Origin of the sequence: Lysobacter sp., assembly GCF_035655815.1 — a bacterium.
GTDB lineage: Bacteria > Pseudomonadota > Gammaproteobacteria > Xanthomonadales > Xanthomonadaceae > Lysobacter_J.
On record NZ_DASRTS010000014.1, the window covers coordinates 53,712 to 79,717 of the forward strand.

Sequence of the window (26,006 nt, forward strand, 5' to 3'; positions counted from 1 at the left end):
TCAGCGGAATCTCCAGAGTGCAATGCCCAGCGGCATGACGATCCACAGCAGCATCACGCCGCACAGCAGGACGGGGTTGTTCCAGTGGTCGGCCATCAGGGTTTCGAGCCCGTAGGCGCTGCGCGCTGCGTCCATGCCGAACACGTTGAGCACGCGGAACACGTCCGCCGGATTCAGCAGCAGGGCATAGGGCGCCCAGCCGGACGCGTTGCGGCCGGCCGAAGCGACGAGCGCACCCAGCAGCGCGAGATCGAACATCAGCACGAAGAAGAACCAGATCGCGATGGCGCCGCCGGTGGCCCGCGCACGCTCGCGTGAAATCACGGAGACGAGGACAGCCAGGCTGAGGAAGGCCAGGCCCAGCAGCACCGCGCTGCCGACGAAGGCCGCGTATTGCCCGAGGCCTTCCGCATCGATGTGCCGGGCCAACGGCACCAGCGCCGCCCCGAAGCCGACGACGGTCGCCACGCTCAGGGCTGCGGCCAGGCCGCAGTACTTGCCAAGCAGCAGCTCCACGCGCGAGATCGGCATCGACAGCAGCAGGCCCAGCGTGCCGCGTTCGCGTTCGCCGACGATCGCATCGAATCCCAGCAGCAACGCAATCAGTGGCACCAGGTAAATCGCCAGGCTCGCCAGGCTGGCGATCGTCACGCCCACACCGCGGAAGCCGACTTCGCCGCTCTGCGCGCCGCCGACATAGGCGATGAGCAGCGCGAACACCGCCAGCACCACGGCCACCGCCATTACCCAGCGATTGCGCAGACGATCGCGGAATTCCTTGCAGGCGACCGCGAGGAGCGGACGCCAGGACGATCCGTCGCCGTGCAGTTTCAGGCGCAGCGCGCCGGGGGATTCAAGCTGGCTGCTCATGCGTCGGCCCCGGATCGGGATAGCCGCAAGAACACGTCTTCCAGCGTCGGCTCGCTGATGTCGAAGCCGGTGATCGCGTCGCCCAGCGAGGAAAGAATGGTCAGGAGCGCCAACTTGCGATCGGCCGGAACGTCGAAGGAAAGCTGCTCGCCCTGCGGCACGACAGGGGTGAAGCCGGCTTCGGCGATCACGTTCCCCGCATGGAGCAGCCTGCCTTCGCGCGCGTTGACCCGGACGCATGTAGGCAGCCGCGCGCGTTGTCCCAGGTCCGCCACCGAGCCCGTCGCGAGCAGGCGCCCATTGGCCATGATGGCCAGCGCATCGACGCGCGGTTCGATCTCCGAAAGCAGGTGCGAGCTGATCACCACGCTCACGCCCTCGTCGCGAAGCACGCGCAGGGTGTCGTAGAACGTGCGTGTGGCGACCGGATCGAGTCCATTGGTCGGCTCGTCGAGCAGCAGCAGGGAAGGGCGACGGAGAAGCGCCTGGGCGAAGCCGAGCCGCTGCCGCATTCCCTTGGAGTACTCGCGCACCTTGCGGCCGGCTGCATCCGCCAGGCCGACGCGATCGAGCAGTGCCGCGCTTTCGCCGGCATCGGCAGACTTTATCCGCGCGAAGAACTGCAGCGTCTCGAGCCCGCTGAGGTTCTCGTACAGGGCCAGGTTCTCGGGCAGGTAACCGATGCCCCGCCGCACCGAACGCGGGCTACCCCGCTCGATGCTCTCGCCGCGGATGCGGATGGCGCCGCGCGTCGGGCGCAACAGCCCCAGCATCAGCTTGAACAGGGTGCTCTTGCCGGCTCCGTTATGGCCGGTCAGGCCGAACACTTGCCCCGGCTTCACCTCGAAACTCACGTCCTCGACGGCCCGTACCGGCCCGTAATGCATGCTGACGTGGTCGACTTCGATCACCGCGGCGCTCATGGCGGCGAGTTCCCCTGGTCGTTGCGGACCCTGGCCAGCCATTGCGGCCAGTCCGCGTGATGCGGCTTCATTGCGGGTGCCGGATCGACGATGGTCGCCACCCGCAGCACGGGGAACTGCCGGGCGACCACCTTCAACGACTGCATGACGGGGCTGCTGTCGAGCAGTTTGACGAACGGGTAGCGGGTGAGCAGGCGGTCGACCATGTCGTTGGCCTCGTACACGGTATCCCCGCGCCCGTTGCCGTCCTGGTCCCAGCCCAGGTAGTTGCTCCAGTAGTTGCCCTCGCGCTGGCCCCACCGCACATCGCGCGAGGCCACGTAGCGCACCTGTTCGCCGTTGTGGATGAAGTCGTTGCCGTCGACTTCGTTGTTGTAGGAGCCCGCCCACAGGTGCAGGCCGACGCGATTGCCCGCAATGAGGTTGTCGCGCAGCTCGTTGTACTCGGCGTCGTACACGAAGAATCCGCGGCCGTTGCCCACGCTGACGTTTCCGGCGATCGTCGAGTCCTGCAGCGTGCGCAGCATGATGCCGTGGTCGGCGTTGTTCCACGTCCGGTTGCCCAGTACCTGGATCTCGCGCACTTCCATCAGCGCCAGCCCGCCGAGGTTGTCGTGGCTGTCGTTGCCCTGCCACACGTTGCGGTACGAGTTCATGTAGTGGGACCCGTAGCGGACGTGGTGCATCACGTTGCCGACGAACCGCGCGTCGTGCGAGACATCCACGTAGATGCCGTCGCGCGTGAAGCTGATCCGGTTGCGCAGGATCTGCGCGCGCTGGCTGTTGTAGACCTGGATGCCGTTGCCGCGCTGGGACGACAGCTTGTGGCGCATGCCGGTCACCAGATTGCCGTCCACCCGCACGTCGTCGGACTTCTCGACCCACAGGCCGAACAGCACGTTGGCAAACACGCATGCGCGGATCACCGTGCGATGCGAGCCCGGCTGGATGTAGATGCCCGCGTTCTGCGCACCGAGGTCGTCGCCGCTGTCGCGCACGATCAGGTTCTCGATCCGCACGTCGGGCGCGGCGATACGGATCACGTCGCCGCGGCCATCCGCGCTGACGCGGACGGAACCGCGGCCGACGAGGGTGAGCGGCTTGTCGATCCGCAGGTTGCCGACGTAGCGGCCGGCATCGATCTGCAGCGTGTCGCCGGACGATGCCCGGGCGATGGCTGCTTCGATGCTGTCCCCGGGCCGGATACGCCATGTGGCCGCCTCGGCGGCGGACAAGCCCGCCGTGCCAGCCAGAAGCATCGCGGCCGTCGCGAGGCGCCGGATCATTCGGTCAACCTCAGCGGGATGAAATGTCCATCGCGGCCGACCGGCGTGAGCGGCAAGCCCGCTTTCGCGCGGCGCTTGCGCTCCGATGCGAGTGGCGGGCAGGCGTGGTCGTCGTAGTACAGCACCATGCAGTCCAGGCACTGCATGCATTCGCTAGGGTCGATGCGGCCCTTGTCGTCGATCGCCTGCGATCCGCATCCGGCCGCGCAGGCCTTGCACGTGGTGCATTCGGCCTTGCGCCACAACCCGAAGACGCGCCACCGCGAAGGGATCGCGAGTGCCGCTCCGAGCGGGCAGAGGTACTTGCAGAACGGCCGTTCGGTGAACATGGCGGCCACCATCAGCAGCGTCCAGAACGCGATGAACGGCCAGCTGCGCGTCCACACGTGCACGAGGAACGTACTCTTGAACGGCTCGATCTCGGCCAGGTGTTCGGCCAATGCCATGGAGTGGAACGAAGCGCCGACCAATACGGCCAGCACAACGTACTTCGACCAGCGCAGGCGGTGGTGCCATCGCGCGGGCACGCGGAACTGCCAGCGCTTCAGCCCGATGCGGCCGGCGAACTTGTACAGCAACTCCGAGAGCGACCCGTACGGGCACAGCCAGCCGCAGAACACGCCGCGGCCCCACAGCACAATGGTGACAGCGATGAAGATCCAGAACAGGAAGATCAGCGGATCGCTCAGGAACAGGTCCCAGCGCCAGCCGTCGATCAACGCGTGCAGCAGCGTAAGCAGCTGCACCACGGACGGCTGCGCCAGCTGCCAGAAGCCGACGAACACCACGGCGACCAGCCACACCCCTATGTGCGGCCACAGGATCCAGCGCTTGTCGGTGCGACGCGAGCGGGCGGCCCAGCGTCGGTGCATTGCGTAGAACGCCGCGGTGAACAGCAGCAGCGCAACGAAGCCCGCGATTTCCCAGCGCTTGTTCGTCCACGCCTGCGTCCAGGAGGGTGCTGTCGTCTCCAGTCGTGGACGGCCGCCTTCCAGATGGCGCGCCGGCAGCCAATAGTCTGCGTCGAAGTTCGCGTATTCGGTCTGGCTGCCGATCTGGCTGCGGTTCGCCAGGAAAGTGAGCTTCCACGGATAGGCTGCGGAGAACGACGGGTCTCGCAGAATGAAGATGCCGGACTCGTGGTACGCCGGTGCGCCGGGGGCCTGCACACCGTAGAGGTTGAGGTAGTCGGTGTCGCGGAAGCTGTAGATGTCGACGTCCTGCGACACCTGGATGCGGTCGTAGATGCCGCCTCGCACGAAGGCCGAGCCCTTGAAAGAACTGGTGCCTTCGCCGATCACGAAGATCGCGTGCTCGCCGGGCGACAGGTCGGCCATCAGGCGTCGATAACCGGCCTCGCCCAGGATGCTGATACCTATGGCCGGTGCGTTGAGATAGCCGAACCAGAGATCGATGAACGGCCGATGGGAGGAAGGGCCACCGGCCTGTTCCGCGCTCACGATGAGCCGGCGGACGCTGCCTTCCTTCGTCAGCGTCGCCCAGTCGCGCAGCGTCGTGTCGCTGGTGAAGCGCGCCTGTGGCCGCGCAACCGCCTTCACCAGCCCGACCTGTCTCGCCACTGCGTAGCTTCCGCGACTGATCGCCTGGTTCTCGGCGATGACGGTGACCGTGGCGCCGCTGACCGCCTCCATCGCGATGTGTTCGCCTTCGGCCTTGCCCAGTTCGTAGCGGGCACCGGGCAGCGTGCCGGTGTACTGGGCGATGTATCGCGACAGCTCGCTTTCGGGAATGCCGGCCAGCAGGATCGGCTCGCTGTGCTTGAGGATGCGCGCGCCGCTGATGCGACCCTGCGCATCCATGCCGACCAGCGTGACGATCGGCTTTCCGGAATAGCCGACGATCTCCGGCGTGGCGTCGGTGCTGAGGAAGACGTACCCCACCAGTTCCTCGCGGCCGTCAACGTCACGGAAGCCGCGCACGAAGGAGGGGCTCCCCTCTCGCAACGAGAAGCGGGTCGCCTGCGGCAGCACACTTTCGCACGAGGTGTGCCGGCATAAGTCCGGTTGCGTGAACAACCCGGCCGGAAGCTCGCTCTCGTACGCACCGGCGTGCGCCACCATGGCCATCATCCACAGCGCGATGGCGGCGAGAAGCTTGATCAGGAAGTAACGTGTCATGGCCTGTGGCAGTGAGCCGCAGCGCAGACCTGCTGGCTGCCGCGTGCGCTGCATGCGCTATTGCGACTTGGCGATCATGTGGTCGACCGCAGCCTTCACGCTGGCATCGTCCAGCGACGGATTGCCGCCGCGCGCGGGCATCATGCCCTTCGCGCCGGTGAAACCTTCCAGCGCGTGCTTGTACAGCGTTTCCTTGCCCTGCGCGATGCGTTCCCTCCAGTCGTCCTTGTTGCCGGCCACCGGCGCGCCCATTGCCGGCGAGCCGTGGCACATCGCGCAGGTCTTCTGATAGGTCTGCTCGCCGGCGTCGTCGCCTTCCTGTGTCGCCATCTCGGTCGACGCCGCCGCCGTGGAGGGCGAGGTCGGCTCTGGAACAGGTTCGGACGATACAACGGGATCGGCAGCGACCGACGCGGCGGCCGCGGCTTCCGGAGACTTGGTTTCCTGCTTGGTCGTTGCTGGTTCGCCGCCGCATGCGGCCAGGACCAGGGCAAGGATGAGCGGAGACGCGCGAAGCGGCCGGATGCGCAACATGGGGATTCGTTCCTCGACAGGGATGGCGTGCCGCATGGGCGGCGTTGGCCGCGCACGTTATCGATCGGCAAGACATCTGCGCATTGACGTGGATCAATGCCATGAGCAATGACACGGATCGAAGATGCGCGCGCCATCAATGGACGCTCATGCGGAGGAAAGTTTGTGACCACACAGAAGGGGAACCCGGATAGCACGCGCAATCTGGGGCGAAGGAAATTCCTGGAAACGACCGCGCTGGCCGGTATGGCCACCGCGGGGCTTGGCCTTGGGCTCACGGGTTGTGCGCCGAAGGAGCAGGGGGCAGGGAAGGCGGGCGGCAGCGCGTCAGGCGCGACCGCGGCCGGTGCATCGCACGGCAACTACGAGGTTCCACCGGGCAAGCTGGACGACTACTACATCGTGTCGTCAGGCGGGCATTCGGGCGAGGTCCGCGTCTACGGCTGTCCGTCGGGGCGCACCCTCAAGCGGGTGCCGGTGTTCAACATCGATCCGATGGTCGGCTGGGGTATCACCAACGAGTCCAGGGCGATCATCGGCACCCGGCCCAATGGCGAACTGAAGTACTGGACCGGCGACACGCACCACGTGCACGGGTCGTACGAGGACGGCACCTACGACGGCAAGTACTTCTGGGTCAACGACAAGCTGCACAGCCGCGTCGCACGCATCCGTGGCGATACGTTCGAGGTCGACCGGATCACCGAAATTCCCAACGTGCAGGGCCAGCACGGCCTGTTCCCGGACAAGCGCGATCCGGTCAAGCAGGACGTCAACCGCACCACGCGCGTGTTCGCCGGCGCGGAGTTCCACCTGCCGCTGCCCAACGACGGCCGCGACATGGATTCGCCGGAGAAGTACGGCTGCCTGTTCACCTGCCTGGACGCCGAGACCATGGAGGTGCGCTGGCAGTGCCGGATCGACGGCAACATGGACCTGGTGGCCACGTCGTACGACGGCAAGTACGCCGCGTCCAATCAGTACAACACGGAGGGTGGCGTCCGCTACGAGGACATGATGTCCGCCGAACACGACGCCTGCGTGTTCTTCGACGTCGCCCGCATCGAGGCGGCGATCGCCGCAGGCAAGACGTTCCGCATCGGCGATTCCGCCGTGCCGGTGGTCGATGGCCGCAAGGCCGCCAACGCGGATCCGAAGACCGCGCTGACCTGCTACGTGCCGATCCCCAAGAATCCGCACGGCGTGAATGCCAGTCCGGACGGCAAGTACTTCGTCTGCTCGGGCAAGCTGTCGCCGACCTGTTCGGTAATCGACCTGTCGCTGGTGGAGAAGTGGTTTGCCGGCGAGCTGAAGACGCCGCGCGAAGCCGTCGTCGCCGAGCCCAACCTGGGCCTGGGACCGCTGCATACTGGCTTCGACGGTCGGGGCAATGCGTACACGACGCTGTTCCTGGACAGCAAGATCGTGAAGTGGAACGTCGACGCCGCCATCGCTCAGTTCAAGGGCGACAAGAACGCCAAGGTAGTGGTGGATTCCATCGACGTGCATTACCAGCCGGGTCACGGCTACACCTCAATGGGCGAGACCAGAAATCCGGACGGCAAGTACTTCAACTCGGGCAACAAGTTCTCGAAGGACCGCTTCCTGCCCGTCGGGCCGCTGCACGTGGAGACCGAGCAGCTGATCGACATTTCCGGCGACAGGATGGTGCTGGTGCACGATCACACCGCGTATCCGGAGCCACACGACGCGATCATTATCCGCGCCGATGCGGTCAAGACGCGGCAGGTGTACAAGCTCGACGACTTCCCCAACGCGGTGACGGAGCCGGGCATCGAGCGCAACGGCAACAAGGTGCACGTCCGCATGACGTCGCAGGCGCCGGCGTTCTCGATGCGCGAGTTCACGGTGCACAAGGGCGACATCGTGACGCTGACGCTGACCAACCTGGACAAGGTGGAGGACCTGACGCACGGCTTCGGCATCCCGAAGTACAACGTCAACTTCATCGTCAATCCGCAGGAGACCAAATCGGTCACCTTCGTGGCCGACAAGCCGGGCGTGTTCTGGTGCTACTGCACGCACTTCTGCCACGCGCTCCACCTGGAAATGCGTTCGCGCATGATCGTCACCGCGTAAGCAACCCGCAACGGCGAAGGGTCGCTAGACCCTTCGCCGTTGCGTCGTCAGTCGTTCCGAAGGTCGAGCCGGTCCTTGGCGAGTTGCTCGTCCAGTTCCTTGTCGAGCATGCGCAGACCCAGCTTGGCTTCGTGGCCCAGGCACAACGAAGCGGTCAGCATCAGCAGCACGCCGACCACCGCCAGGCCGGTGGGCAGCAGGTCCAGCCGGTAGCCGAAGAACGCGTCCACCGCGATGCCCATGCTGGTGCCGACGAAGGCCGTGATCGCGCCGTACAGCATGCGCACCGAGGCCAGCACCAGGTACGAACGCCGCCGGTGGATGGCGATGCGCGCTTCCAGCGATACCCGCGCCGGGCCCTGTTCGGTGCCGCGCAGCACCTCGATCTCCGCGCGCATGCGGTCCACCACGCGGGCCAGGCGGTTGTTGGAGGAGATCAGCAGTGAACTGGCGGCAGTCAGGAAGAACGCCGGCGTGATCATGGCGGAGACGACGGCGTAGTGGTTCGGGTCGATCGCGACGGGCGAGGGCATGCGGGTTCCGTGAGCACTGTGCGAGGCCCGCCGGACGGGCCGGCCTGTATCATGCGCCCGACCTCACTTCAGTGCGAGCACATGGCGGCTGTCACCACGACGAACGACGAGCATCTGATCTGGATCGACCTGGAGATGACCGGGCTCGATACGGGGCGCGATTCCATCCTGGAAATCGCGACCGTGGTGACCGACAAGCAGCTCAACGTGCTCGCCGAGGGGCCGGAGCTGGCCATCTCGCATCCGTTGTCGCGGCTGGAGGCCATGGACGAATGGAACCGCAACCAGCACGGCCGGTCCGGCCTGTGGCAGCGCGTGCTCGAAAGCCAGGTCAGCCTGGCGGAGGCGGAGGCGGCGACGCTCGACTTTCTGGGCCAGTGGGTGCCGGCGGGGAAGTCGCCGATGTGCGGCAACTCGATCTGCCAGGATCGCCGATTCCTGCACCGCCTGATGCCACGGCTTGAGCGGCACTTCCACTACCGCAACCTCGACGTCAGCACCATCAAGGAACTGGCGCGCCGCTGGGCTCCTGACGTACTGGCCGGCGTCAACAAGGAAGCGCGGCACACCGCTCTGAGCGACGTGCGCGATTCCATCGCCGAATTGCGCCACTACCGTCTGGCGATGGGCCGGCTGGGCGGGCTGCCGGGCGTCTGAGTCTCAGCGCGGCTCGGGCGGGCTGCGCTCGCCCGATGGCTGGGTCTGCTCAGGGGACAACGACTGCGTCTGCTGTGTCTGCTCCGGCGACGTCGATGGCTGATCCGGCGTCTTCGCCTGATCGCCCGTGGAGGCCGTCTGATTCGCCGCCTCCGTGATCCGCCGCTGCGCGCGGATGTCGCGCTGGGCCTGCTGGATGCTGATGCCGGCGACGTCGAATGCCTTCTTGATCCGCTCGTTCAAATCGCACTTGGTGGCGAAGTGGTCCGCGTTGCTCACGTGGCAACGCACGCCCAGCCGCACCGCGATGTCCGCCAGTTCGTACACCACCACGTCCGGTGCAGGCTCGTCGAAGATGCGCTTGTCCGCCCGCATGATGGTCATGATGGCTTGGCGGGCGGCGTCGATGTCGTCCTCGTACCCGATACCGATGATCAGCTCGATGCGCCGCCGTGTGTCGGGCGTGAGGTTGATGATCGGCGCGGTGGTGATGAGGTTGTTGGGCAGGACGATGGTCTGGTTGTCCGGACCGCGCAGGCGCGTCTGGAAGATGCTCACCGCCTCCACCGTGCCGCTGCTGCCGCCGATCTGCACCACGTCGCCGACACGGAACGGCTTCAGCGTGACCAGCATCACGCCGGAGGCCACATTGGACAGCGAGTCCTTCAGCGCCAGGCCGATCGCCAGGCCGGCCGCGCCGAGGATGGCGATGAACGAGGTGGGCGCGAGCCCGAAGAATCCCTGCAGGATCGCCAGCAGCAGCACGATCAGCAGCGCGATGTAGATCACGCGGCTGATGAACTGCAGCGACGTAGTCTCGACGTGTGCACGCGTCAGTGCGCGCCCGACCACCCGCACGATCCACTTGGCGATGTGATGGCCGATGTAGAAGACCAGCAGGGCGCCGCCGATCTTGATGCCCACGTCCATCGCCCACGCCCAGAACTGCTCGGCGGTCATGGTGCTGAAATGCTGCGCAGGCGCGAGCTCCCTGGTCAGACTCGGCAACGTGTCCTGCAACATGGCCCGGGATTTCGGATCGGCAGGCAAAACGGCCTCCTCGTGTGATCCAGAGATTCAAGCTTCGCAAAATACGACGCCCCGCATAAGCGGGGCGTCAGTGTGAGGCGATGGTTCAACAGCCCAAATGCGTCATGCCGCGGCCTTCGACTTCGCCTTGGCCAGGCGAAGCCACGTGTCGACTACGGTATCGGGGTTTAGCGAAACCGACTCGATGCCCTGTTCCATCAGCCACTCGGCCAGGTCCGGGTGATCGCTGGGACCCTGTCCGCAGATGCCGACGTACTTGCCCTTGGCGCGCGCGGCCTTGATCGCCAGCGACAGCAGCTTCTTGACGGCCGGGTCGCGCTCGTCGAACAGCTGCGCGACGATGCCCGAGTCGCGGTCCAGGCCCAGCGTGAGCTGGGTAAGGTCGTTGGAGCCGATCGAGAAGCCATCGAAGATGTCGAGGAACTCGTCCGCGAGCAGCGCGTTCGAAGGCACCTCGCACATCATGATGATCTTGAGGCCGCCCTTGCCCTGTTCCAGGCCGTTGGCGCGCAGCACCTCTACGACCTTGCGGCCTTCCTCCAGCGTGCGCACGAACGGGATCATCACCCAGCAGTTGGTCAGGCCCATCTGCTCGCGCACCTTCAGCACGGCACGGCATTCCAGCGCGAAGGCTTCGGTGAAGCTCGGATCGACGTAGCGGCTGGCGCCGCGGAAGCCGATCATCGGGTTCTCTTCATGCGGCTCGTAGCGCGAGCCGCCAATCAGGTTGGCGTATTCGTTGGACTTGAAGTCCGACAGGCGCACGATGACCGGATGCGGCGCGAATGACGCCGTGATCGTAGCGATGCCTTCGGCCAGGCGATCCACGTAGAAGTCGACCGGGCTGCTGTAGCCAGCCATCTTCTCGTCGATCTTCTTCTTGGTCGCGGCGTCCTGCGCACTGTATTCCAACAGTGCCTTGGGATGAACGCCGATGTGGCTCGCGATGATCATCTCCAGGCGGGCCAGGCCCACGCCGGCATTGGGCAGCATGGCGAAGTCGAATGCGCGCTCCGGGTTGGCGACATTCATCATCACCTTGAGCGGGGCCTCCGGCATCTTGCCGAGGTCGGCGACGTTGCGCTCGAAGGGGAGGGCGCCCTTGTAGATGTAGCCGGTGTCGCCCTCGGCGCAACTGACGGTGACTTCCTGGCCGTCCTGGATCGAATCCAGCGCGTTGCCGGTGCCGACGACGGCCGGCACGCCGAGTTCGCGCGCGATGATCGCCGCGTGGCAGGTACGGCCCCCGCGGTTGGTCACGATGGCCGCCGAACGCTTCATCACCGGTTCCCAGTCAGGGTCCGTCATGTCGGCGACCAGCACGTCGCCCGGCTGCACGCGGTTCATGTCGGCCAGCGAGCGCACCACGCGCGCCACGCCGGTGCCGATCTTCTGGCCGATGGCGCGACCTTCGCACACCACCTCGCCGCGCTTGCTCAGCTGGTAGCGCTCGAGCTGGGTGGCGTGGCCACGCGACTTCACCGTTTCCGGACGGGCCTGCACGATGAAGAGCTTGCCACTGACGCCGTCCTTCGCCCACTCGATGTCCATCGGGCGACCGTAGTGCTTCTCGATGACCAGCGCCTGCTTGGCCAGTTCCTGCACGTCTTCGTCGCTGATGGAGAACGCGTTGCGCAATTCAGCCGGCGTCTCCTCGATGCGCACGCGCTCACCCGGCTTGTCGGAATACACCATGCGCTGCTGCTTGGCCCCGAGCCCGCGACGCAGGATCGCCTGCTTGCCCTGCTGCAACGTGGGCTTGTAGACGTAGAACTCGTCCGGGTTCACCGCACCCTGCACGACCATCTCGCCCAGACCGTAGCTCGACGTGATGAAGACGACGTCGCGGAAACCCGACTCGGTGTCCAGCGTGAACAGCACGCCCGACGAGCCGACGTTCGAGCGCACCATCAGCTGCACGCCCGCCGACAGGAACACGTCCTCGTGCTTGAAGCCGTGGTGCACGCGATAGGCGATGGCGCGGTCGTTGTACAACGAGGCGAAGACTTCCTTGACCTTGTGCACGACGTCGTCGGCACCGGTGACGTTGAGGAAGGTCTCCTGCTGGCCGGCAAACGAGGCATCCGGCAGATCCTCTGCAGTGGCGGAGGAACGCACGGCAACGGCGACATCACCACCGCCGTTCTCCTCGCACAGCTGCTTGTAGGCGGTGCGGATGTCGGCATCCAGCTGCGGCTGCAGCGGAGCATCGATGACCCAGCCGCGGATTTCGCCACCGGCTGCCGTGAGCGCCTGCACGTCCTCGACATCGAGCGAGGCCAGCTTGTCGTAGATGCGCTGGTGCAGGTTGTTGTGCGCGATGAAATCCTTGAATGCCTCGGCCGTGGTCGCGAAGCCGCCGGGCACGGAAACGCCCAGTCCGGAGAGGTTGCCGATCATCTCGCCGAGCGAGGAATTCTTGCCGCCGACGCGGGCCAGGTCGGTCAGGCGAAGCGCGTGCAGCCAGAGGATGTTCTCGTTCAAGCGGGCAATCTCCGAAGGGGCGGGCGCATGCGGGGCGCGTTGAAGCGGATATGATCGCCGCTGCGTCGAACGCATACAAGCTTGATTCGACGGGGTTTTTCGTATCCTGACGCGTTTTCTGCAGCGAGGTGTCGCGATGGCTGGTGTACGTCCGGTGTTCTATGTGTCCGATGGTACCGGTATCACGGCGGAGACCATTGGCCACAGTCTGCTGACCCAGTTCACCGACGTGCAGTTCGTCACCGACCGGATTCCATTCGTGGACAGTGTCGAGCGCGCCCGTGAAGTGGCCGAGAAGATTCGCGGCGCCGCCGAGGCTCATGGCGTGCGGCCGGTGGTCATCAACTCGTGCATGGACGCAGACGTGAGCGCGGCGCTGGCCGAGAGCGGGGCGTTGATGCTGGATGTTTTCGCGCCGTTCATCGAGCCGCTGGAACGGGAGCTGGAGCAGACGCGCGAGCGCCGCATCGGGCTTGCGCACGGCATGGTGGATTTCGAGACGTATCACCGTCGCATCAACGCGATGAATTTCGCGTTGACCCACGACGATGGACAGAGCGTCGATTACCACGATGCGGACGTGGTGCTGGTCGCGGTGTCGCGCGCGGGCAAGACGCCGACCTGCGTGTATCTCGCGCTGCATTACGGCGTGCGCGCCGCGAACTATCCATTGACCGAGGAAGACCTGGAACACGACCGGCTTCCGCCACGGCTGCGGCCATACCGCAACAAGCTGTTCGGGCTGACCATCGATCCGGTCCGTTTGCAGCAGATCCGCCAGGAGCGCCGGCCGAACTCGCGCTATGCGCAGCTGGACACCTGCAAGCGCGAGGTGGCGGCGGCCGAGGCGATGTTCCGGGCGGAACGCATTCCGACGCTGAGCACGACCCATACCTCGATCGAGGAGATCTCGAGCAAGGTGCTGACGACGTTGGGGTTGCAGCGCGAGATGTTCTGAACGGCGGGTTCAGGAAAACCCCTGAAAAACCCTGCCCAGGGAACTCTTACCGTAGGCCTGCTGCGGCAATGCGTCAACGCTGCCGCAGGGCGGTTGCGGCGTGTAGGATCGACCCATGTCGATGTCCCTCGCCACGCGCTCCGCACGCATTCCCAGGCTCAGCCGTTTCGGCTGGCTGATGGGTCTCTACGCGGAAAACCACTCCCGCCTGTCCCGCCTGTTCGCCCCGCAGGGACTGGCGGTGGGCACCTATCACTCCAGCGTCGGCGATGGCCTGGACGTACGGCTGGACGTCATCGAGCGTCACCCGTACACGACCGAACTGCGCCTCACCTATGCGATGCGCGATCCGCTCACTGGCGAACCCGATCCATCCGCCTACCTGCGGCTCTACCACGACGCCCGGCAGCTGGAAGTCACGCACTGCTATGTCGGGCGACGCTGGCAGGACGCCATCGGCATGTACCCGCCGCCGGCGGAAGTGGTCGACCACCGCACCCGCATGAATACGTTTCTGGGGAAGTGGCTCGAGTATCTAGCGGAGCGGGGACACGCTGTGGCAACATTACGCCCCGTTGAAGCCGGCCCTGCTGCCGGCGGATACGACGAAAAAAATCTGGCAGCGAACGCTTGACGACATCGCTGAACGCCCGCTAGAATTTTCGTCTTTCCAGCACGTGGGGCCATAGCTCAGCTGGGAGAGCGCTTGCATGGCATGCAAGAGGTCGCCGGTTCGATCCCGGCTGGCTCCACCACCTCGTACAACCGGGGTTGGCTGAAGAGTTCCAACCAGTTTTGTCCCCATCGTCTAGAGGCCTAGGACATTACCCTTTCACGGTAGCGACCGGGGTTCGAATCCCCGTGGGGACGCCAAATAGATCAAGCACTTAGGGCTCGGGAAACCGGGCCCTAAGTGTTTTTCCGGAGGGGTTCCGGAGTTTATTCGTCTAGGGCAAGCACCTGCCCAGACGAGCGTTCCACCCTGCCGTCAGCGCGCATGGTTAGCTCCTCGACTACCGGCTCGACCAAGAGCCACACGGTTCGGCTCGTCGATGGCGCGCCTCCGTGATGAATCAGGATCGGCAACTCAAGCACCGTGCCGCGAGTTTCTTCATCGAGCCTGACCTGATAGGTATTGGCGGTCACTGCATCCATTGCTGTCGTCCTGGTTGATGAAGCGGTGGTTCTATCACGCTCACAGCCTCAAGGGCTCGATCGACACGCGCCGATCCATGCGGAGCACGCCATAGCGCACCGCATCCGCGCCGTGGTCCGGGCCATCGCTGTCTAGGTCTTCTATCTTGCGATCGTCGCGCGCCAGCGTCGGCACGGTCTCCCAGAAGTAGCGGCAACGCCGGGCGATGTAGAGCCCCGGGCGATCCGGCATTCCTGCCTGGGATAAGAGCTTGCGCATGCGATTCCAGCCCGTGATGCGATCGGCCTTGCGCGCCGGCTCGAAGAACACGCCGAACTCCCGGAACTCGTCAGCGATCGAGCCGGTACTGTGCCCACTCCGCGCGAAGCAAGCGTCGTCGGCAACGCCACGGGGCGGGACCTTCCACCGCGCGCACATCGCCTTGATCTGGCCTGCCAGGTCGGGCACCGTCCAGCCCAATCCGGAATTGAGGTTGTCCTTCTTGCACGTGGCGAGCTCATCAACCAGAACAGCACTGTCGCGGGGGTAGAAGCGCCCGCCGATCTCTTCGCCGGGTGAGATGGCGAAGACGTACGTCGCGCTCGGCGCCGCGCTGCCGAAGTCGTGCGCCAGATAGGTCCGCCAGCCCTCTGGGATCGCATCCCAGTTCTCCACTGCGTTTCGCTTCTCATCCAGGCAACCAGCGAAGTACGCGCCGCGGTTGACGGTCCAGTCCCCCTCCACCCACGCACGCAGGAGCTCTGGGTCTTCCGGGCATGCCGCGCGCAGCTGCTTGGTGTACTCGCGCTGGTCGATGAACGTGTTGCCTGAGAACGTCGATGGCGCGTACACCCAAGTGCGCTCGCTCTTGTCCTCGTAAAAGGGTGCCCATGGCTCAGCGCGGAACACGTAGCGCTTGGACAGCCAGTGATGTCCCACGCCGCCCGGGTTCGCCGCTACGACGCAGCGAATGGGCATGTCCTTAGGGCCGCGAAGGTTGGAGCGCAGCATGTCGAGGAGAGCAGGGTCCGCATACTGGCCCGCCTCGTCCGCCATGAGCATGGTGAAGCTGCGGCCCTGGTATTTGTCGTAGTCGGCGAACGTCTCGATCTGGCCGAGCTCAAGGTAGGCCCCATTCGGGAAGCGCCAGACGTGCTCGCCGCCGTTGTAGCGTGCACCCGTTCCGTAGATCTTCCCGAACACCTCGCGGCACACTAGCTCAAAATCTGCGATGCCGCGGTAGCTCTTGCGCACGAACAACACACGCGCGCGCTCGCCGTACTGCTCAACGTGTCGCACAATCATGAGTGCCATCAGGTACGACTTGCCGCCGCCGCGCCCGCCGCCGAGGAAGAGGTCGCACGACTCAGGCACTTCCATTGCTCTGGTCTGAAACTCACTGAGCTCAATCGTCGGGCTTTGCATCGTGTTCGATCACCTGGCGAACGCCGTACTTCTGCTGGTACTGCTCCGGCGTGAGGGCGCCGGGGATGTTGAAGGTGAAGCTCACCTTGTTGGTCACGCTCGTCTGGTCGCCCTCGCGATAGCCATGGCGCGTCTTGAGCAGGAAGATTGCCGGAGTCGGGCTGGAGGCCATGTGCTTGCGCAGGCTCGCGAGTAGGGCTTGGTGCTCCTCTTCGATGCCTTCGTCTAGCGCTGCTTGCAGCTCTTCGTGACGCACTAGCCACGTGTTGAAGGTCTCCAGCGAAACACCCAGCCGTCGCGCGATGACCTTGCGCGAGGTGCCTTCGGCCGCCCAGCGCTTCACGTTCTCTTCCGCCTTTCGGGGAGGCTTGTTTGTCACCGCGACGCGGTGGTGTCGAGCCATCAGCGGGCCCTGCCGCGATAAGGCAGGCGGCTTCGCAACGTCACTGCTCGTCCTCCGCATAGATGCCCGCCGAAATGACTGCGGATCCGGCCCAGCATTGCCCGTAGGCTACTGGGACCGGATTACCTTGGGCCTGCGTATTCACGGGGCCGTTGAAGATGTAACTCGGCTGATTCGAGGGGCTGTCCTTCGCACCAAGGCCCCGTGGGTTCGGGGCAAGCATCTGTGTGATGCCGCCAACCACGAGCGACAGGCCAATACCCGCGGTCACGCCTGCCATGCCGCCTGCGCCGATGGCGAGGGACCAGCCAGCACCGCCGGTGAAGAAGCCAGCCGCAATGATGAGCGCCGCGCCGAGGATCACCTGGAACACGCCTCCGCGCTTGGCGCCGGCGAGAACCGGAGCGATGCGGATCGCATCGTTGCCAGGAGGGTCGAGCAGCTGATCTTCCCGAAGGTTCTGGCGGCCGTGGAAAACCGCGAACGCCATCCCTCGATCTTTCGATTCCATCAGGAACCGCTTGAACCCGGGGAGTTGCGTGCTGAGTGCGTGCACGGCTTCAGCAACGCTTCCGACAGCCAAGCGATATTCGCGCCCGAACTTGGCGCCCAAGGTGCCGTACAGGCGGATGGTTCGAAGCTTTTCGTTCATCAGTGTCGTCCTCACTTCGGGATCGATCGGACTGCGTCGTCGACGAAGGTCTGAAACTCCGCCACGGAGATTCGCACCATGCCTGCCGGTGCTTGTTTGGAGTGCCCCTCATACTCGAGGGTGCGGATGTAGGGCAGGCTGTTGGTGATGTAGATCGCGTCGTCAGCCTTCCACGCCGCCAGCGGCGCCATCGCGCGATAAATCGTGGTCTGGCCGTTCTTGTCGGTGATCGCGGTGACCATGTGATCTGGCCGCCCCAGACTTACGTTCCAGTTCGCGCGAGCACGGCCGCCGACGTACCCGGCCGGAGGCTTGCCCTTCCACAGCGACGGATTGCCGACCGGCGTGCGCAGGACGATGCGGGTGAGAAGGTCCGTCGCGATCTTGCGAACGACGTGATCCTGAGCGGCCTTTGCCTTTCGGGCGAACGCTGCGATATCGAGGGCGAAGGTGTCAGCCATGGGAAGTTGGGGTGAAGCGTGCGAGCCGTGAGTGACCCCTACCATGTCAAGGTAAAGGTCCTCGCACGCTCCACCCCATGGCTCAGTTGTGGCGCAGGAACGCCAGCGGGATCGCCTTACGCTCGAACTCGCGCGTCCAGTTGGTCGCGAGAGCGAGTTCGGCGATAGACGGACTCTCCAGCGCCACCGAGCCCTCGAGCCAGCGGAAGCCTGCCGGGTGGATGGCGAGGTTCACGCGGCTGTGGAGGATCTGCTGACCACCGCCGTTGCCGGCGCTCGGCTTGTCCTCGATCTGCGTGCCCTTGGCGACGCGCGGAGCCGTGACGCCGTAGCCGACGGCGCCGCGGCCGAACAGGACCGTGGTGTACACGGCGGCAGCGTCCGCGGCGTCGGGCCCGGCAGCCGGCGTGAACGGCATGCCGTCGTCGACGATGACGGCCAGGCCGCGGAACGTCTGGATGAAACCGCCGTCCGACTGCTGAACCGTCTCGATCAGGTCGTTCTTGAGCGCGTGCTCGTACGTGTCGCTGTGCATCGCGATCGCGACCAGATCGCGCATCGCATCGCCGAGAGTGCCGGCTGCCTCGATCACGCCCGTGGCGTTGAAGCGCGTGTTCGCGGTGATGGCGCCGACCGTGGCGGCCGCGATGCTGCGCACCATGTCGCCGCCGTCGTTGGCGATGTTGTCCGCCAGGATGCCGTTGAGGCTCGCCACGAGACGGCGCTGCATCTGGCGATCCCAGTAGGCGGTCACGCGCTCCTGGATTCGAGGCAGGGCGTTGTCGCCCGACAGCTCGCTGGCGAGGTTCATCGCCGACCAGCTGTTGTGCAGGAAGCTCTTGCGGACGATCTGCTTGCCGGCGTTGATCTTGTAGGGCGTGGACTCGTCAGCGGGGTTGTCGTTGACGATGTTTGCCTCTTCGTTGCCCAGGTCGTTCCAGTGCGGAACGGTGAACATGTCTGCGCCGGCGGATAGCTGGGCCTCGATCTCGCCGTTGCGAACGGCGACACCGGACTGGAAGAGGGCGGTTCGTTCCATCGTGTTCTGCACGACGTACGAGGTGAATTCGGCGGGGACGACGACGTCCGCGATCTGGGTGACAGCCATGGGTGGAACTCCGAAAGAGAACGGATGGATTCACGTTCGCTTGCGGCCACCAGCCGGTTGCGATGCCCCACCAGGGCGTTGGCGGAGTAGGGCACCACCCACCAGGCGATGCTCTACTTGTGCTCAGGATTACAGCTCTGAGCGGGGAGTCAAGACCGCTTGGGGTGGATACGTCGATCGAGGATTGTCTCGTAGACCTTAGTCCACACAGTCGATAGGCCCACGCCCAGGTTTTCAGGACCACTCTCACCGATGTACTGCAGGCCCTTCTCGGTCGACAGCACCGCGACCAGGATCTCGGTCGCCTGTTCTTCTGCGCTCTTACTCATTCTTGCCTTCCTTGCGGTGGTTGGAAACGTGAGCCTACCCAGCCCCGGAGGGGCGTGGAGGCATGACCCAGGGTGCAAATATCAAATCCCACCTCGTGCGACAACTCGACATATCCTGCGGGTGCCGGCAGGAAGCCGGTATTCGGCCCTCGGGCCTGGAGATGTAAATGAAGGACCTTAGGAAGCACTTGCAACGCTGGTTGCCCTTGGTGAAATCGGCCCTCGACGTGATCGCGGCGGGACTAAAGATCTGGGGGGACTGGCTGTGATACTTCGCGGCCCCTTCGGGGGCCGCCTTTTTCATGTTGGTAAGCCCCGCACCTTCCGGACGCCATACACGCAGAGGTCGTAGGTCGTGAGCGCCAGCCAGAGTACGCACTGCCACAGCAGGGGCAGGACGACGAGCAACACCTGTACCACGATGGCGACGGCCATGAAGGCGAGGGCGACGATTGCAACGATCGCGCCTGAGTTCTTACCCCAGCCCTGGCGGTAGCTCAGGCCGGGGATGCCGCTGCGCAAGCTGAAGCCCTTGGTTCCAATCGAGCCGTGCTTGCCACGCGCGCTCAGCGATGCGCCCGACCCACTCGTGTTTAGCCCCCAACCGCCACCCAGATTGATGCGCCGTTGAAAACGAAATCCCATGGCATTTCCCCATTCCCTTGAGGCGGAGAGTATGGCGCGGTCCCGCGCGCCGCAATCTCGTGCGCAGCCCGAGGCGCGGGTGTAGCTTTCGATTGGCGCCGTCATGATGGCGGCGGGGAGTGGTGAGATGATTCGCGAAAAGGCCGAACTTATTGCCGCGCAGCTGGCTGCCGGTGTGCTGGCAAACCCGTCCATCAATCTGAAGGTCGACCTGCAATTCATCCAGGACCGCAGCGACGAGATCTACCGCGCGATCCTCGAAAAGTTGCTTGAGCGCGACGACAACGGTTAAGAAGCCGGTCCCCTCCTAAGGGACAGGGGCGGAGATAGCTCCGCCCCCTGCACCCATCAGCGAAGCCCAAGGCCGCTCGGCGCCGGTGCCGCCGGCGGATTCTGACGCGGGCGTGACGAACTGCCGCTGCGCCACGGGAAACCGGCGCCGCCTCCCGTCGCCAAGGAGTTCGGCGCCTTGATGAGGTGGCCGAACTCATTCGCGGTGGGGCTGCGATTGCTCGGTTCGGCCCAGGCCTCACACAGCATGGTCGTCAGATCCGCCTCGGTGAACACCACCTCGCGAGGCTCGCCCTTGCCACCGCTGCCGCGCTCCCAGATCTTCGGTATGCCCCCGTCCTTGTCGCGGACAACGATGCGGCCGTCCTCGTGCGCGAACTGGTAGCCGTGCTTGTCGAGCATGACCTGGAGGACGTCTGGGGCCACGCTGATGCGTTCCAGCATCTGCCGCACCGGCTGGCCGACGGCGAGCTCGCGCACCTGGGTGAGGGCTTGGTCGCGCTCTGTGGTGAGTGCCTGAACCTGCTCGGCCTGATCGCGCAGCTGGCGCTTGGCGGCCTTCGCCTCGGCCAGGAGTTCAGCGTTCTGCGTGCGCAGGGCGTCGATCTCAACCTGGAGGGCTTCGGGAGAAGGATTGGTCATGGGGATTTGCCTCATGGTTTTGGGCCCGAAATGGGCTGATTCTTCGGAGAAAGTCCGGAAAACATGGTGCGGGCCTTGCTATTGCTCGGTATTCGCTACCGTGTGCCGGTGGCGACTGTGCTGGGCAGGCTTTTTTAGGGTGGGCGCCACACGGCTGAGCAGAGCTCCAGCCCCGCCGCTCTTCCCACGCGCGTAACAGCGGTAACAGGCTGACTACCCATCCTGTTACGCCGCCTCCGCTGTTACTTCGTTACCACTGTTACCAGCAGTGAGGGGGGAGTAGGTTCCGCCTTCGTTTTTCAGCTGGCCGGAGCGCACCATGGTTGTTACCAGCTTGCGCACCGCCCCGTATCCCTGCGGTAACAAATCGGCGATTTCGCGGATCTTGGCCTTCCCGCCGAGCTTGTGGAGGGCATCGAGAACCGCCTGCCGTTCCTTGCTCATCTGAGCGTCTGAAACAGTGCGACCATCGCTAGACCAGAAGCCGTCGTCGAAGCGCAGGGCGATTTCCTGGGGCTCTTCGATGTCGCGCCCGTCCACGTACAGGCCCGCGTCCAGCTGCCCACGCTCACGACGCATCACAAGAACGTTGTCGACGCCGCCGGTCATGCCCTGCGTGCCTGACACCATCTGCAGCGCGTCGTTGCTGCTCTGCTTGCGGTTGTGCATTACCAGGACGATGGCGCAACTGAACTCGCGCGCGAGGGGCTTGAACATTTCGCCTACTTCGTAGTCAGCGGCATATGCGCTCTTCTGCTTCGAGACGTCCTTCTGGCGGAACGCGCTGACGGTGTCCACGACGACCAGGCGGCAATCCGGATGGTCGCGCAGCCACTTGGTGAGGTGCGCAATGCCGTCTTCGGCCCGGGGCCACTCGGTGGCGTAGTGGAGGCGTGTCACGTCGGCATGGTCGAAACCGCGGGCGCTAATCCGCACGAATCGCGGCAGCAGCTTGTTGAGGCGCCGCTGTAGCCGGCGGTCGTTGTCCTCGAGCGCGAGCATGAGAGCGTCGCCCTGTTGCTCAGGCCCGCGCCCCGGCCACAGCGGGCGCCCGGCAGCGACAGCGATCGTTGCCTGATACAAGAGCCAGCTCTTGCCAATTTTCGGGTCGCCGGAAAGGATGCTGACGCCCTCGGGGAGAATGCCATGCACACCCCACTGGACAGGCGCGAACTCTCGCGTGAGCAGGTCTGCGGCGCTGGCGATGGCGGGCGCCTGGGCTGAGGGTTTTCGCGCAACAGGCAGCGTGGCAGCGTTGCTGAGCGGGTTCACCCATCCGCCTTCCTGCGCTGCCGCGAACACAGCACGGTAGCCGGTGCGATCATGCTTGAGTGTGTCCCACGTCATAGCGTCCGACGGCTGCCATTCGGCCGAGGTCTGCGACCATTCGACCCACAAGGCGCGACCGACGTCGCCGAGCTCGCGCAGCGCACAGCCCATCGCGATCCAGCGCTTGCGGTCATCAGCACGCATGGAGGCAAGCGCCGCTCGCAGCTCTGCGATCGTCCCGGGATCAACGGCGATGGCCGCTGCAGACGAGGCAGGCGCCGCTTGGGACGCAGGCATGGCCGCGGGTGGGAATGCAGCCAGGATCTTCTCGGCGGTGTATGGCAGTGCACCAGACTCGTGCACGATACGCACCCGGTGGCGCTCGCCCTTCGTGTGGTCGAAGCCCGGCAGGCGCATGACGCGCGGCAGATCACTAACGTTGGTGTCGGTTCCCAGCTTCGCTGCGATCGCGCTCTGTACTGCAGAGAATTTGTCGAGCGGAAGATCGTCGACGAGCCAATAGGTGTGCCATTTCCCGGGGCTGGTCTCGACCGCGACGTGTGGTTCCAGTCCGCAGTCAAACGCCACCTGCAGCGGAAGCCCAGCAATGTCGTTGTCGGCATAAACAGAGCGCACGCGCCTGATGCTGTCCCCGTCATGCCCGCCTTCGTTGACAACGACGTAGATGCCGTACCCCTTGGCGTTGTACTGCACGAGGTGGCGCGACACCTGGTCGAAGGTTCCGGTGAAGTTCTTCGCCGGAGTGCCATCGCGTGCCGGCCAGATGGCGCGAAAGCAAAAGGCATCGGTCGACTCATCCAAGACCGTGAGGAACGAGCGCGCCGCGTCTAGATCGGCTGGAGTCACGCGCGCACCTCCGGCAGGAGGCTGTTCAGCGCTGCCTCCAGCGCGCCAGGCGGCAACTGGGATTCGCGCTCTACGATCGCGCGGGAGTACATCGCCGCTTCGTCCGACATGTAGGCGAGGCCGTTGATGATCACGGTGTGACCGGTCGGCAGGCTCAGGTAGTTGATCAGCAGCGTTCGCAGCGTATGATCGACCTGTCCCGCCCGGGACTGCGCCTTACCAACGCCGCCGGCTCGCACCCGGTGGCGTTGTCGCTTCTGGGGCCGGGCCATCAGTGGCAGCCCCCCAACACGCCCCGCAGGATGGCCAGCGCCTCGTCGATTGTTTTGACGTTTGCGGCTTCGATGTCGCGGACCTGTTGCAGGTAGTTGCGTGATTCTTCGAGTTGCGCACGACCGAGCGGTGTCTGCGCCATCATTCGCGCTTGGGCTTCATCGCGAAGCGCGTCGGTCACTGCCAAACGCTCCGGTAGAGGGCGGCGCTTCATGCTTCGGCCCTCAGGCGGACCTTTTCGCCACGCTGCATACGGTCAACGAGCCTGATGAGCTCAGAGTCGGGGATGAGGGTGCGCTTCCCGATTTTGATCGGGTTGATCTCCCCCTCCTTGATGAGCGCGTACAGGATGGTCCGGCTGACACCGATGCGCTGGCACGCTTCGGGTACTTGATGGGTGAGCGGGTTGACCGTTGATACGGTGGTTTTCTTCACGAAGCGACTCCTCAGGCGAGGTTGCAGGAATCGCTGTGCCGGCAGACTTAAGTGTTGGGGATTGCAATCAATAGCCGGGACAGCGGGTCATCGCAGCTTGGGGACGGGGCTGCGTGCCGCTTCCGTTCTCCACACCGGGGGGATCCACCGATGCTGCGGCCGATTCTTGGGTCGGGCCGAGAGGTTTCACTGTAGGTTGCGCTACCCGCTGCACAGGTGTTTCCAGCACCTGCCTGGCTCTAGGCCAATCCGCCTCGCGCGTCGCTACTAGCTATCGAAAGAGAGCCGTTGGATTGGCCCATGGTGGAAACGCTGACACATAAAAGCTGCAACTTCAAGCCCGTGGTACGCCACTGAACCAGCCAGCATTCCCAGTCGTCCACTCGTTGCGAGCTTGTACGACGTTGTCCGTCATCCGGGGACACGGTGGGAATAGGTCGAACGACCCCCTGATTAACAGTCAACGAGTCCAACGACAGGGGCGGAGGGTTCGAATCCCTCAGTCTCCGCCCCATGTTCGAGTCCTCTCCCGGGCGTCGGCGGACTCAAAATCCGCCGGCCTCGCGGCCATGCATGGAGGTTGGCCGAGTCCCAGGAGAGGACTCGGCATGAGCAGGGGATTGAAAATCCCCGTGTTCGGAAAAGCAGCGGATTAAAAGTCCGATGCTCTAATCAGGCCGGGATCGCAGCGGGCCATGACTTTGCCCAAGGCGGGGGAAGCTTCCTGGTGCCGAACATGCGGCCGATCTCCTCGTCGGTGTGCCGCCGAACGGACGCCCCTTCCAGCCACAGATCGGTTCGCTGAGACAGCCGGATCCACTCAGCGAGCTCAGTTCGCTGAGGGCTATCCAGTTCCATGAAAAGGGCCAACACTTCTGCCGGCGTTACACTCTTGCGTGCCATGGTCGTTCTCCTGTTCAGAACGGTTGTGGAAGGTCGGTTGGGCGCGCTCGCAACGCGCCCGCCGACCGCTTAGCCGGCCTTTCGCCGGAGTCTTGATACCTTGGAATCGCGTGCGATGCCCAGCGCGGGGAGCTTCGCCACGCCGGCTGCTACCTCGTTAGGTAGGTAGCGCGCGTAGTGCTTGCGCGTAATGCGGCTGTCGCTGTGTCCCAATGCTTTGGCGACCAACTCCAGGTCGCGCGTAGCGATCAGCAAAAGCTTTCCGTATGTCGCTCGCGTAGTCTTGAAGCTCACGTCATCGAGCTTCGCGACTTCGACCGCAGCGGCCATTGGCTTAGTCACATCGTCCTTGCTCCAGGCGCGCCCGTCCGCGCGTTTGAACATATGGTCTGCGGGCTCGCGCCCAGCGGTGAGCGTATCGAACAAGGCGGCGCCCTCTGGCGTAAGCGGCTGCGTCAGCGTCTTTCCTGTCTTGCCCTGATAGATGCGCAACGTGCGCGTGTCCGGATCGAACGCGCGGCAGCGGAGGTCCAACAGTTCGCCGCGGCGGGCACCCGTCATGAGTGCGCCCTGCAGAAGCGTGCGAAGGTCCGCCGGCGCAGCGTTCAGCAGGCGCGTGATCTCATCCTGCTCAAGCATGCGCGGCTCCGGCTCTTCGCCGAGCGCGAACGGGTCGACCTTCATCCAGTAGGTTGGCAGGTCGGAAGGCAGTAGATCGTCCTTCCAGGCTCGATTGAGTGCGGCCTTAACCATGGACAGGACGCGATTGGCCGTTGCCTTGCGTGCGCGTACCTGGTCTGGATCAGTCGCATCGAACGGCTGCGCCTTCCCGCGCACGGTCGGCGCCTTCGCGATCATGCCCCGATGCCATTTCCTGAGAGCGTCCGAGTCCAGCGCGGTGACGAGCTTCGCGCCGATGCCGTCCTTGATATGCCGAGCCCATTGCTGGCGCGTGATCTCCTGCGATCCCTTGCCGGCCAAGTGCTCGTCGACGTAGGTCTGCATGATGGAATTAAGCGTCAGCCCATCGCCGTAGTGCCGAGGAGCGTGATTGCGTTCCTTCAGTCGGTTCGACGTCGCGGCCTTCGTCGCCTGGGCATAGCTGAGCACGACTTGGCCATCGGCGTCGGCGTGATCATCCGGAATCCCGACACGCTGGTGCCGATATCCGTCGCCATCACGCTGCCGCACGATCCATGCAGCGCCGCGCAGCCCTTTGTAGTAGCCGAGGAATGTGCCGGGGACGATCTGGCGCCAGTACGGCTCCTTGCGCGCCTTGAGCTTCGATCGTGCGCCTCGGGTCTCCAGGCGGTGGTCACGCGGGTTCCTTGCCACTGTAGCGAGTCCTCGGTTTCCGGAGTTATCCGGAGTTCACGGGCACAATCACCCATGGACGCTACCGTACATAAGCGGCCGTGGAAGTCAACGATGACGAGGGTTGCAGGCGGATTTAGGTGAACGTTCGCAAACGGCGGCGAACGATAGACGCTGCACTTTCACGGTAGCGACCGGGGTTCGAATCCCCGTGGGGACGCCAAACAGAACAGAGGCCGCCGCAAGGCGGCCTCTGTTTTTTTGTTCCCGCGTACCTGTTTCTCCGTCCCAGGCGGTTCAACTGAAGGGAAACGGCTGCGC

The 26,006-nt window shown here is 64.7% G+C and carries 28 protein-coding genes and 2 tRNA genes; 7 read left to right on the forward strand and 23 right to left on the reverse strand.

The genetic code is table 11. From position 1 onward, the window contains the following. From VFE83_RS03080 to VFE83_RS03100, 5 genes are read right to left on the reverse strand one after another with little or no spacing between them, the layout of a single operon-like run. Positions 1 to 870 carry an ABC transporter permease gene (locus VFE83_RS03080; RefSeq protein WP_324903414.1) on the reverse strand — a complete coding sequence of 290 codons (870 nt, stop codon included), beginning with the start codon at positions 868 to 870 and terminating at the stop codon, positions 1 to 3. Beyond that, entirely contained in the window at positions 867 to 1,793 is a 927-nt protein-coding gene (locus VFE83_RS03085; protein ID WP_324903415.1) for an ABC transporter ATP-binding protein, read from the reverse strand. Before VFE83_RS03085 ends, VFE83_RS03080 begins: the two co-directional genes overlap by 4 nt. After that, positions 1,790 to 3,079, reverse strand: a complete 1,290-nt coding sequence (locus VFE83_RS03090) for a nitrous oxide reductase family maturation protein NosD (RefSeq protein ID WP_324903416.1) — start codon at positions 3,077 to 3,079, stop codon at positions 1,790 to 1,792. The genes VFE83_RS03085 and VFE83_RS03090 overlap by 4 nt, the downstream gene beginning before the upstream one ends. Then, a complete protein-coding gene (locus VFE83_RS03095; protein ID WP_324903417.1) occupies positions 3,076 to 5,217 on the reverse strand; it encodes a 4Fe-4S binding protein in 2,142 nt (713 codons plus the stop codon). Before VFE83_RS03095 ends, VFE83_RS03090 begins: the two co-directional genes overlap by 4 nt. A 57-nt stretch (positions 5,218 to 5,274) precedes the next feature. Then, a complete protein-coding gene (locus tag VFE83_RS03100; protein WP_324903418.1) occupies positions 5,275 to 5,751 on the reverse strand; it encodes a c-type cytochrome in 477 nt (158 codons plus the stop codon). Between the two features lie 165 nt (positions 5,752 to 5,916). Between VFE83_RS03100 and nosZ the strand changes: the two genes are divergently transcribed. Continuing rightward, positions 5,917 to 7,851 (forward strand): TAT-dependent nitrous-oxide reductase, encoded by a 1,935-nt coding sequence (gene nosZ / locus VFE83_RS03105; protein ID WP_324903419.1) that lies wholly within the window; start codon positions 5,917 to 5,919, stop codon positions 7,849 to 7,851. 47 nt (positions 7,852 to 7,898) lie between these two features. Here the strand turns inward: nosZ and VFE83_RS03110 are convergent, their stop codons facing one another. Continuing rightward, positions 7,899 to 8,384 (reverse strand): DUF2721 domain-containing protein, encoded by a 486-nt coding sequence (locus VFE83_RS03110; protein WP_324903420.1) that lies wholly within the window; start codon positions 8,382 to 8,384, stop codon positions 7,899 to 7,901. A gap of 81 nt (positions 8,385 to 8,465) precedes the next feature. On the opposite strand from VFE83_RS03110, the gene orn reads away from it, so the two are divergent. Beyond that, complete coding sequence (gene orn, locus VFE83_RS03115) at positions 8,466 to 9,041, forward strand: oligoribonuclease (RefSeq protein WP_324903421.1); 576 nt, start codon at positions 8,466 to 8,468, stop codon at positions 9,039 to 9,041. Between the two features lie 3 nt (positions 9,042 to 9,044). Here orn and VFE83_RS03120 read toward each other — a convergent pair whose 3' ends face one another. Beyond that, positions 9,045 to 10,064, reverse strand: a complete 1,020-nt coding sequence (locus tag VFE83_RS03120) for a mechanosensitive ion channel family protein (RefSeq protein ID WP_324903422.1) — start codon at positions 10,062 to 10,064, stop codon at positions 9,045 to 9,047. Positions 10,065 to 10,193: 129 nt separating this feature from the next. Continuing rightward, positions 10,194 to 12,575, reverse strand: coding sequence for a phosphoenolpyruvate synthase (gene ppsA, locus VFE83_RS03125; RefSeq protein WP_324903423.1), 2,382 nt, complete (start codon positions 12,573 to 12,575; stop codon positions 10,194 to 10,196). 136 nt (positions 12,576 to 12,711) lie between these two features. Here ppsA and ppsR point away from each other — a divergent pair, with 136 nt between their 5' ends. The 4 genes from ppsR to VFE83_RS03145 all read left to right on the forward strand — a co-directional run bounded on the left by ppsR (position 12,712) and on the right by VFE83_RS03145 (position 14,406). Further along, positions 12,712 to 13,533: a posphoenolpyruvate synthetase regulatory kinase/phosphorylase PpsR gene (gene ppsR, locus VFE83_RS03130; RefSeq protein WP_324903424.1), complete on the forward strand. Its 822-nt coding sequence runs from the start codon at positions 12,712 to 12,714 to the stop codon at positions 13,531 to 13,533. 121 nt (positions 13,534 to 13,654) lie between these two features. Beyond that, entirely contained in the window at positions 13,655 to 14,167 is a 513-nt protein-coding gene (locus VFE83_RS03135; RefSeq protein WP_414674681.1) for a DUF1249 domain-containing protein, read from the forward strand. A gap of 45 nt (positions 14,168 to 14,212) precedes the next feature. Then, positions 14,213 to 14,288 (forward strand) — tRNA-Ala (locus VFE83_RS03140). A 42-nt stretch (positions 14,289 to 14,330) separates the two neighbouring features. Next, positions 14,331 to 14,406: transfer RNA gene (locus VFE83_RS03145), tRNA-Glu, on the forward strand. Between the two features lie 66 nt (positions 14,407 to 14,472). On the opposite strand, the gene VFE83_RS03150 is transcribed toward VFE83_RS03145, so the two are convergent. The 8 genes from VFE83_RS03150 to VFE83_RS03185 form a co-directional block, all read right to left on the reverse strand. Further along, positions 14,473 to 14,688, reverse strand: coding sequence for a hypothetical protein (locus tag VFE83_RS03150; RefSeq protein ID WP_324903426.1), 216 nt, complete (start codon positions 14,686 to 14,688; stop codon positions 14,473 to 14,475). Between the two features lie 40 nt (positions 14,689 to 14,728). Continuing rightward, complete coding sequence (locus VFE83_RS03155) at positions 14,729 to 16,093, reverse strand: phage terminase large subunit (RefSeq protein WP_324903427.1); 1,365 nt, start codon at positions 16,091 to 16,093, stop codon at positions 14,729 to 14,731. Continuing rightward, positions 16,074 to 16,436 (reverse strand): hypothetical protein, encoded by a 363-nt coding sequence (locus VFE83_RS03160; protein ID WP_324903428.1) that lies wholly within the window; start codon positions 16,434 to 16,436, stop codon positions 16,074 to 16,076. Before VFE83_RS03160 ends, VFE83_RS03155 begins: the two co-directional genes overlap by 20 nt. A gap of 100 nt (positions 16,437 to 16,536) precedes the next feature. Further along, on the reverse strand, positions 16,537 to 17,148 hold the full coding sequence (locus VFE83_RS03165; RefSeq protein ID WP_324903429.1) for a tail assembly protein: 612 nt from the start codon (positions 17,146 to 17,148) through the stop codon (positions 16,537 to 16,539). An 11-nt stretch (positions 17,149 to 17,159) separates the two neighbouring features. Then, entirely contained in the window at positions 17,160 to 17,609 is a 450-nt protein-coding gene (locus VFE83_RS03170; protein WP_324903430.1) for a hypothetical protein, read from the reverse strand. 82 nt (positions 17,610 to 17,691) lie between these two features. Then, entirely contained in the window at positions 17,692 to 18,717 is a 1,026-nt protein-coding gene (locus VFE83_RS03175) for a hypothetical protein (protein WP_324903431.1), read from the reverse strand. Positions 18,718 to 18,866: 149 nt separating this feature from the next. Continuing rightward, positions 18,867 to 19,046: a hypothetical protein gene (locus VFE83_RS03180; protein WP_324903432.1), complete on the reverse strand. Its 180-nt coding sequence runs from the start codon at positions 19,044 to 19,046 to the stop codon at positions 18,867 to 18,869. 300 nt (positions 19,047 to 19,346) lie between these two features. Further along, positions 19,347 to 19,796 (reverse strand): DUF4236 domain-containing protein, encoded by a 450-nt coding sequence (locus VFE83_RS03185; protein WP_324903433.1) that lies wholly within the window; start codon positions 19,794 to 19,796, stop codon positions 19,347 to 19,349. Positions 19,797 to 19,818: 22 nt separating this feature from the next. On the opposite strand from VFE83_RS03185, the gene VFE83_RS03190 reads away from it, so the two are divergent. Then, positions 19,819 to 19,983, forward strand: a complete 165-nt coding sequence (locus VFE83_RS03190) for a hypothetical protein (RefSeq protein ID WP_324903434.1) — start codon at positions 19,819 to 19,821, stop codon at positions 19,981 to 19,983. 56 nt (positions 19,984 to 20,039) lie between these two features. Here the strand turns inward: VFE83_RS03190 and VFE83_RS03195 are convergent, their stop codons facing one another. The 7 genes from VFE83_RS03195 to VFE83_RS03225 form a co-directional block, all read right to left on the reverse strand. Beyond that, positions 20,040 to 20,624 (reverse strand): hypothetical protein, encoded by a 585-nt coding sequence (locus VFE83_RS03195; protein WP_324903435.1) that lies wholly within the window; start codon positions 20,622 to 20,624, stop codon positions 20,040 to 20,042. Positions 20,625 to 20,849: 225 nt separating this feature from the next. Continuing rightward, entirely contained in the window at positions 20,850 to 22,760 is a 1,911-nt protein-coding gene (locus VFE83_RS03200) for an AAA family ATPase (protein WP_324903436.1), read from the reverse strand. Then, positions 22,757 to 23,032 (reverse strand): hypothetical protein, encoded by a 276-nt coding sequence (locus VFE83_RS03205; RefSeq protein ID WP_324903437.1) that lies wholly within the window; start codon positions 23,030 to 23,032, stop codon positions 22,757 to 22,759. Before VFE83_RS03205 ends, VFE83_RS03200 begins: the two co-directional genes overlap by 4 nt. Further along, positions 23,032 to 23,214, reverse strand: coding sequence for a hypothetical protein (locus VFE83_RS03210; RefSeq protein WP_324903438.1), 183 nt, complete (start codon positions 23,212 to 23,214; stop codon positions 23,032 to 23,034). Before VFE83_RS03210 ends, VFE83_RS03205 begins: the two co-directional genes overlap by 1 nt. Positions 23,215 to 23,243: 29 nt before the next feature. Beyond that, positions 23,244 to 23,468, reverse strand: a complete 225-nt coding sequence (locus tag VFE83_RS03215; protein ID WP_324903439.1) for a helix-turn-helix domain-containing protein — start codon at positions 23,466 to 23,468, stop codon at positions 23,244 to 23,246. A gap of 672 nt (positions 23,469 to 24,140) precedes the next feature. Further along, on the reverse strand, positions 24,141 to 24,371 hold the full coding sequence (locus VFE83_RS03220; RefSeq protein WP_324903440.1) for a hypothetical protein: 231 nt from the start codon (positions 24,369 to 24,371) through the stop codon (positions 24,141 to 24,143). 69 nt (positions 24,372 to 24,440) lie between these two features. Then, positions 24,441 to 25,706 (reverse strand): site-specific integrase, encoded by a 1,266-nt coding sequence (locus VFE83_RS03225; RefSeq protein WP_324903441.1) that lies wholly within the window; start codon positions 25,704 to 25,706, stop codon positions 24,441 to 24,443. Positions 25,707 to 26,006: the final 300 nt, after the last annotated feature.

Bases quoted from the DNA above. Each gene is read 5' to 3' on its own strand.
- VFE83_RS03095 (WP_324903417.1), bottom strand. From the start codon at position 5,217: ATGACACGTTACTTCCTGATCAAGCTTCTCGCCGCCATCGCGCTGTGG.
- VFE83_RS03135 (WP_414674681.1), top strand. From the start codon at position 13,655: ATGTCCCTCGCCACGCGCTCCGCACGCATTCCCAGGCTCAGCCGTTTC.
- VFE83_RS03175 (WP_324903431.1), bottom strand. From the start codon at position 18,717: ATGGCTGTCACCCAGATCGCGGACGTCGTCGTCCCCGCCGAATTCACC.
- VFE83_RS03150 (WP_324903426.1), bottom strand. From the start codon at position 14,688: ATGGATGCAGTGACCGCCAATACCTATCAGGTCAGGCTCGATGAAGAA.
- VFE83_RS03090 (WP_324903416.1), bottom strand. From the start codon at position 3,079: ATGATCCGGCGCCTCGCGACGGCCGCGATGCTTCTGGCTGGCACGGCG.
- VFE83_RS03110 (WP_324903420.1), bottom strand. From the start codon at position 8,384: ATGCCCTCGCCCGTCGCGATCGACCCGAACCACTACGCCGTCGTCTCC.
- VFE83_RS03100 (WP_324903418.1), bottom strand. From the start codon at position 5,751: ATGTTGCGCATCCGGCCGCTTCGCGCGTCTCCGCTCATCCTTGCCCTG.
- VFE83_RS03180 (WP_324903432.1), bottom strand. From the start codon at position 19,046: ATGAGTAAGAGCGCAGAAGAACAGGCGACCGAGATCCTGGTCGCGGTG.
- VFE83_RS03080 (WP_324903414.1), bottom strand. From the start codon at position 870: ATGAGCAGCCAGCTTGAATCCCCCGGCGCGCTGCGCCTGAAACTGCAC.
- VFE83_RS03185 (WP_324903433.1), bottom strand. From the start codon at position 19,796: ATGACGGCGCCAATCGAAAGCTACACCCGCGCCTCGGGCTGCGCACGA.
- orn (WP_324903421.1), top strand. From the start codon at position 8,466: ATGGCGGCTGTCACCACGACGAACGACGAGCATCTGATCTGGATCGAC.
- VFE83_RS03220 (WP_324903440.1), bottom strand. From the start codon at position 24,371: ATGGCACGCAAGAGTGTAACGCCGGCAGAAGTGTTGGCCCTTTTCATG.
- VFE83_RS03205 (WP_324903437.1), bottom strand. From the start codon at position 23,032: ATGGCCCGGCCCCAGAAGCGACAACGCCACCGGGTGCGAGCCGGCGGC.
- VFE83_RS03155 (WP_324903427.1), bottom strand. From the start codon at position 16,093: ATGCAAAGCCCGACGATTGAGCTCAGTGAGTTTCAGACCAGAGCAATG.
- VFE83_RS03170 (WP_324903430.1), bottom strand. From the start codon at position 17,609: ATGGCTGACACCTTCGCCCTCGATATCGCAGCGTTCGCCCGAAAGGCA.
- VFE83_RS03165 (WP_324903429.1), bottom strand. From the start codon at position 17,148: ATGAACGAAAAGCTTCGAACCATCCGCCTGTACGGCACCTTGGGCGCC.
- VFE83_RS03085 (WP_324903415.1), bottom strand. From the start codon at position 1,793: ATGAGCGCCGCGGTGATCGAAGTCGACCACGTCAGCATGCATTACGGG.
- VFE83_RS03195 (WP_324903435.1), bottom strand. From the start codon at position 20,624: ATGACCAATCCTTCTCCCGAAGCCCTCCAGGTTGAGATCGACGCCCTG.
- ppsR (WP_324903424.1), top strand. From the start codon at position 12,712: ATGGCTGGTGTACGTCCGGTGTTCTATGTGTCCGATGGTACCGGTATC.
- VFE83_RS03120 (WP_324903422.1), bottom strand. From the start codon at position 10,064: ATGTTGCAGGACACGTTGCCGAGTCTGACCAGGGAGCTCGCGCCTGCG.
- VFE83_RS03190 (WP_324903434.1), top strand. From the start codon at position 19,819: ATGATTCGCGAAAAGGCCGAACTTATTGCCGCGCAGCTGGCTGCCGGT.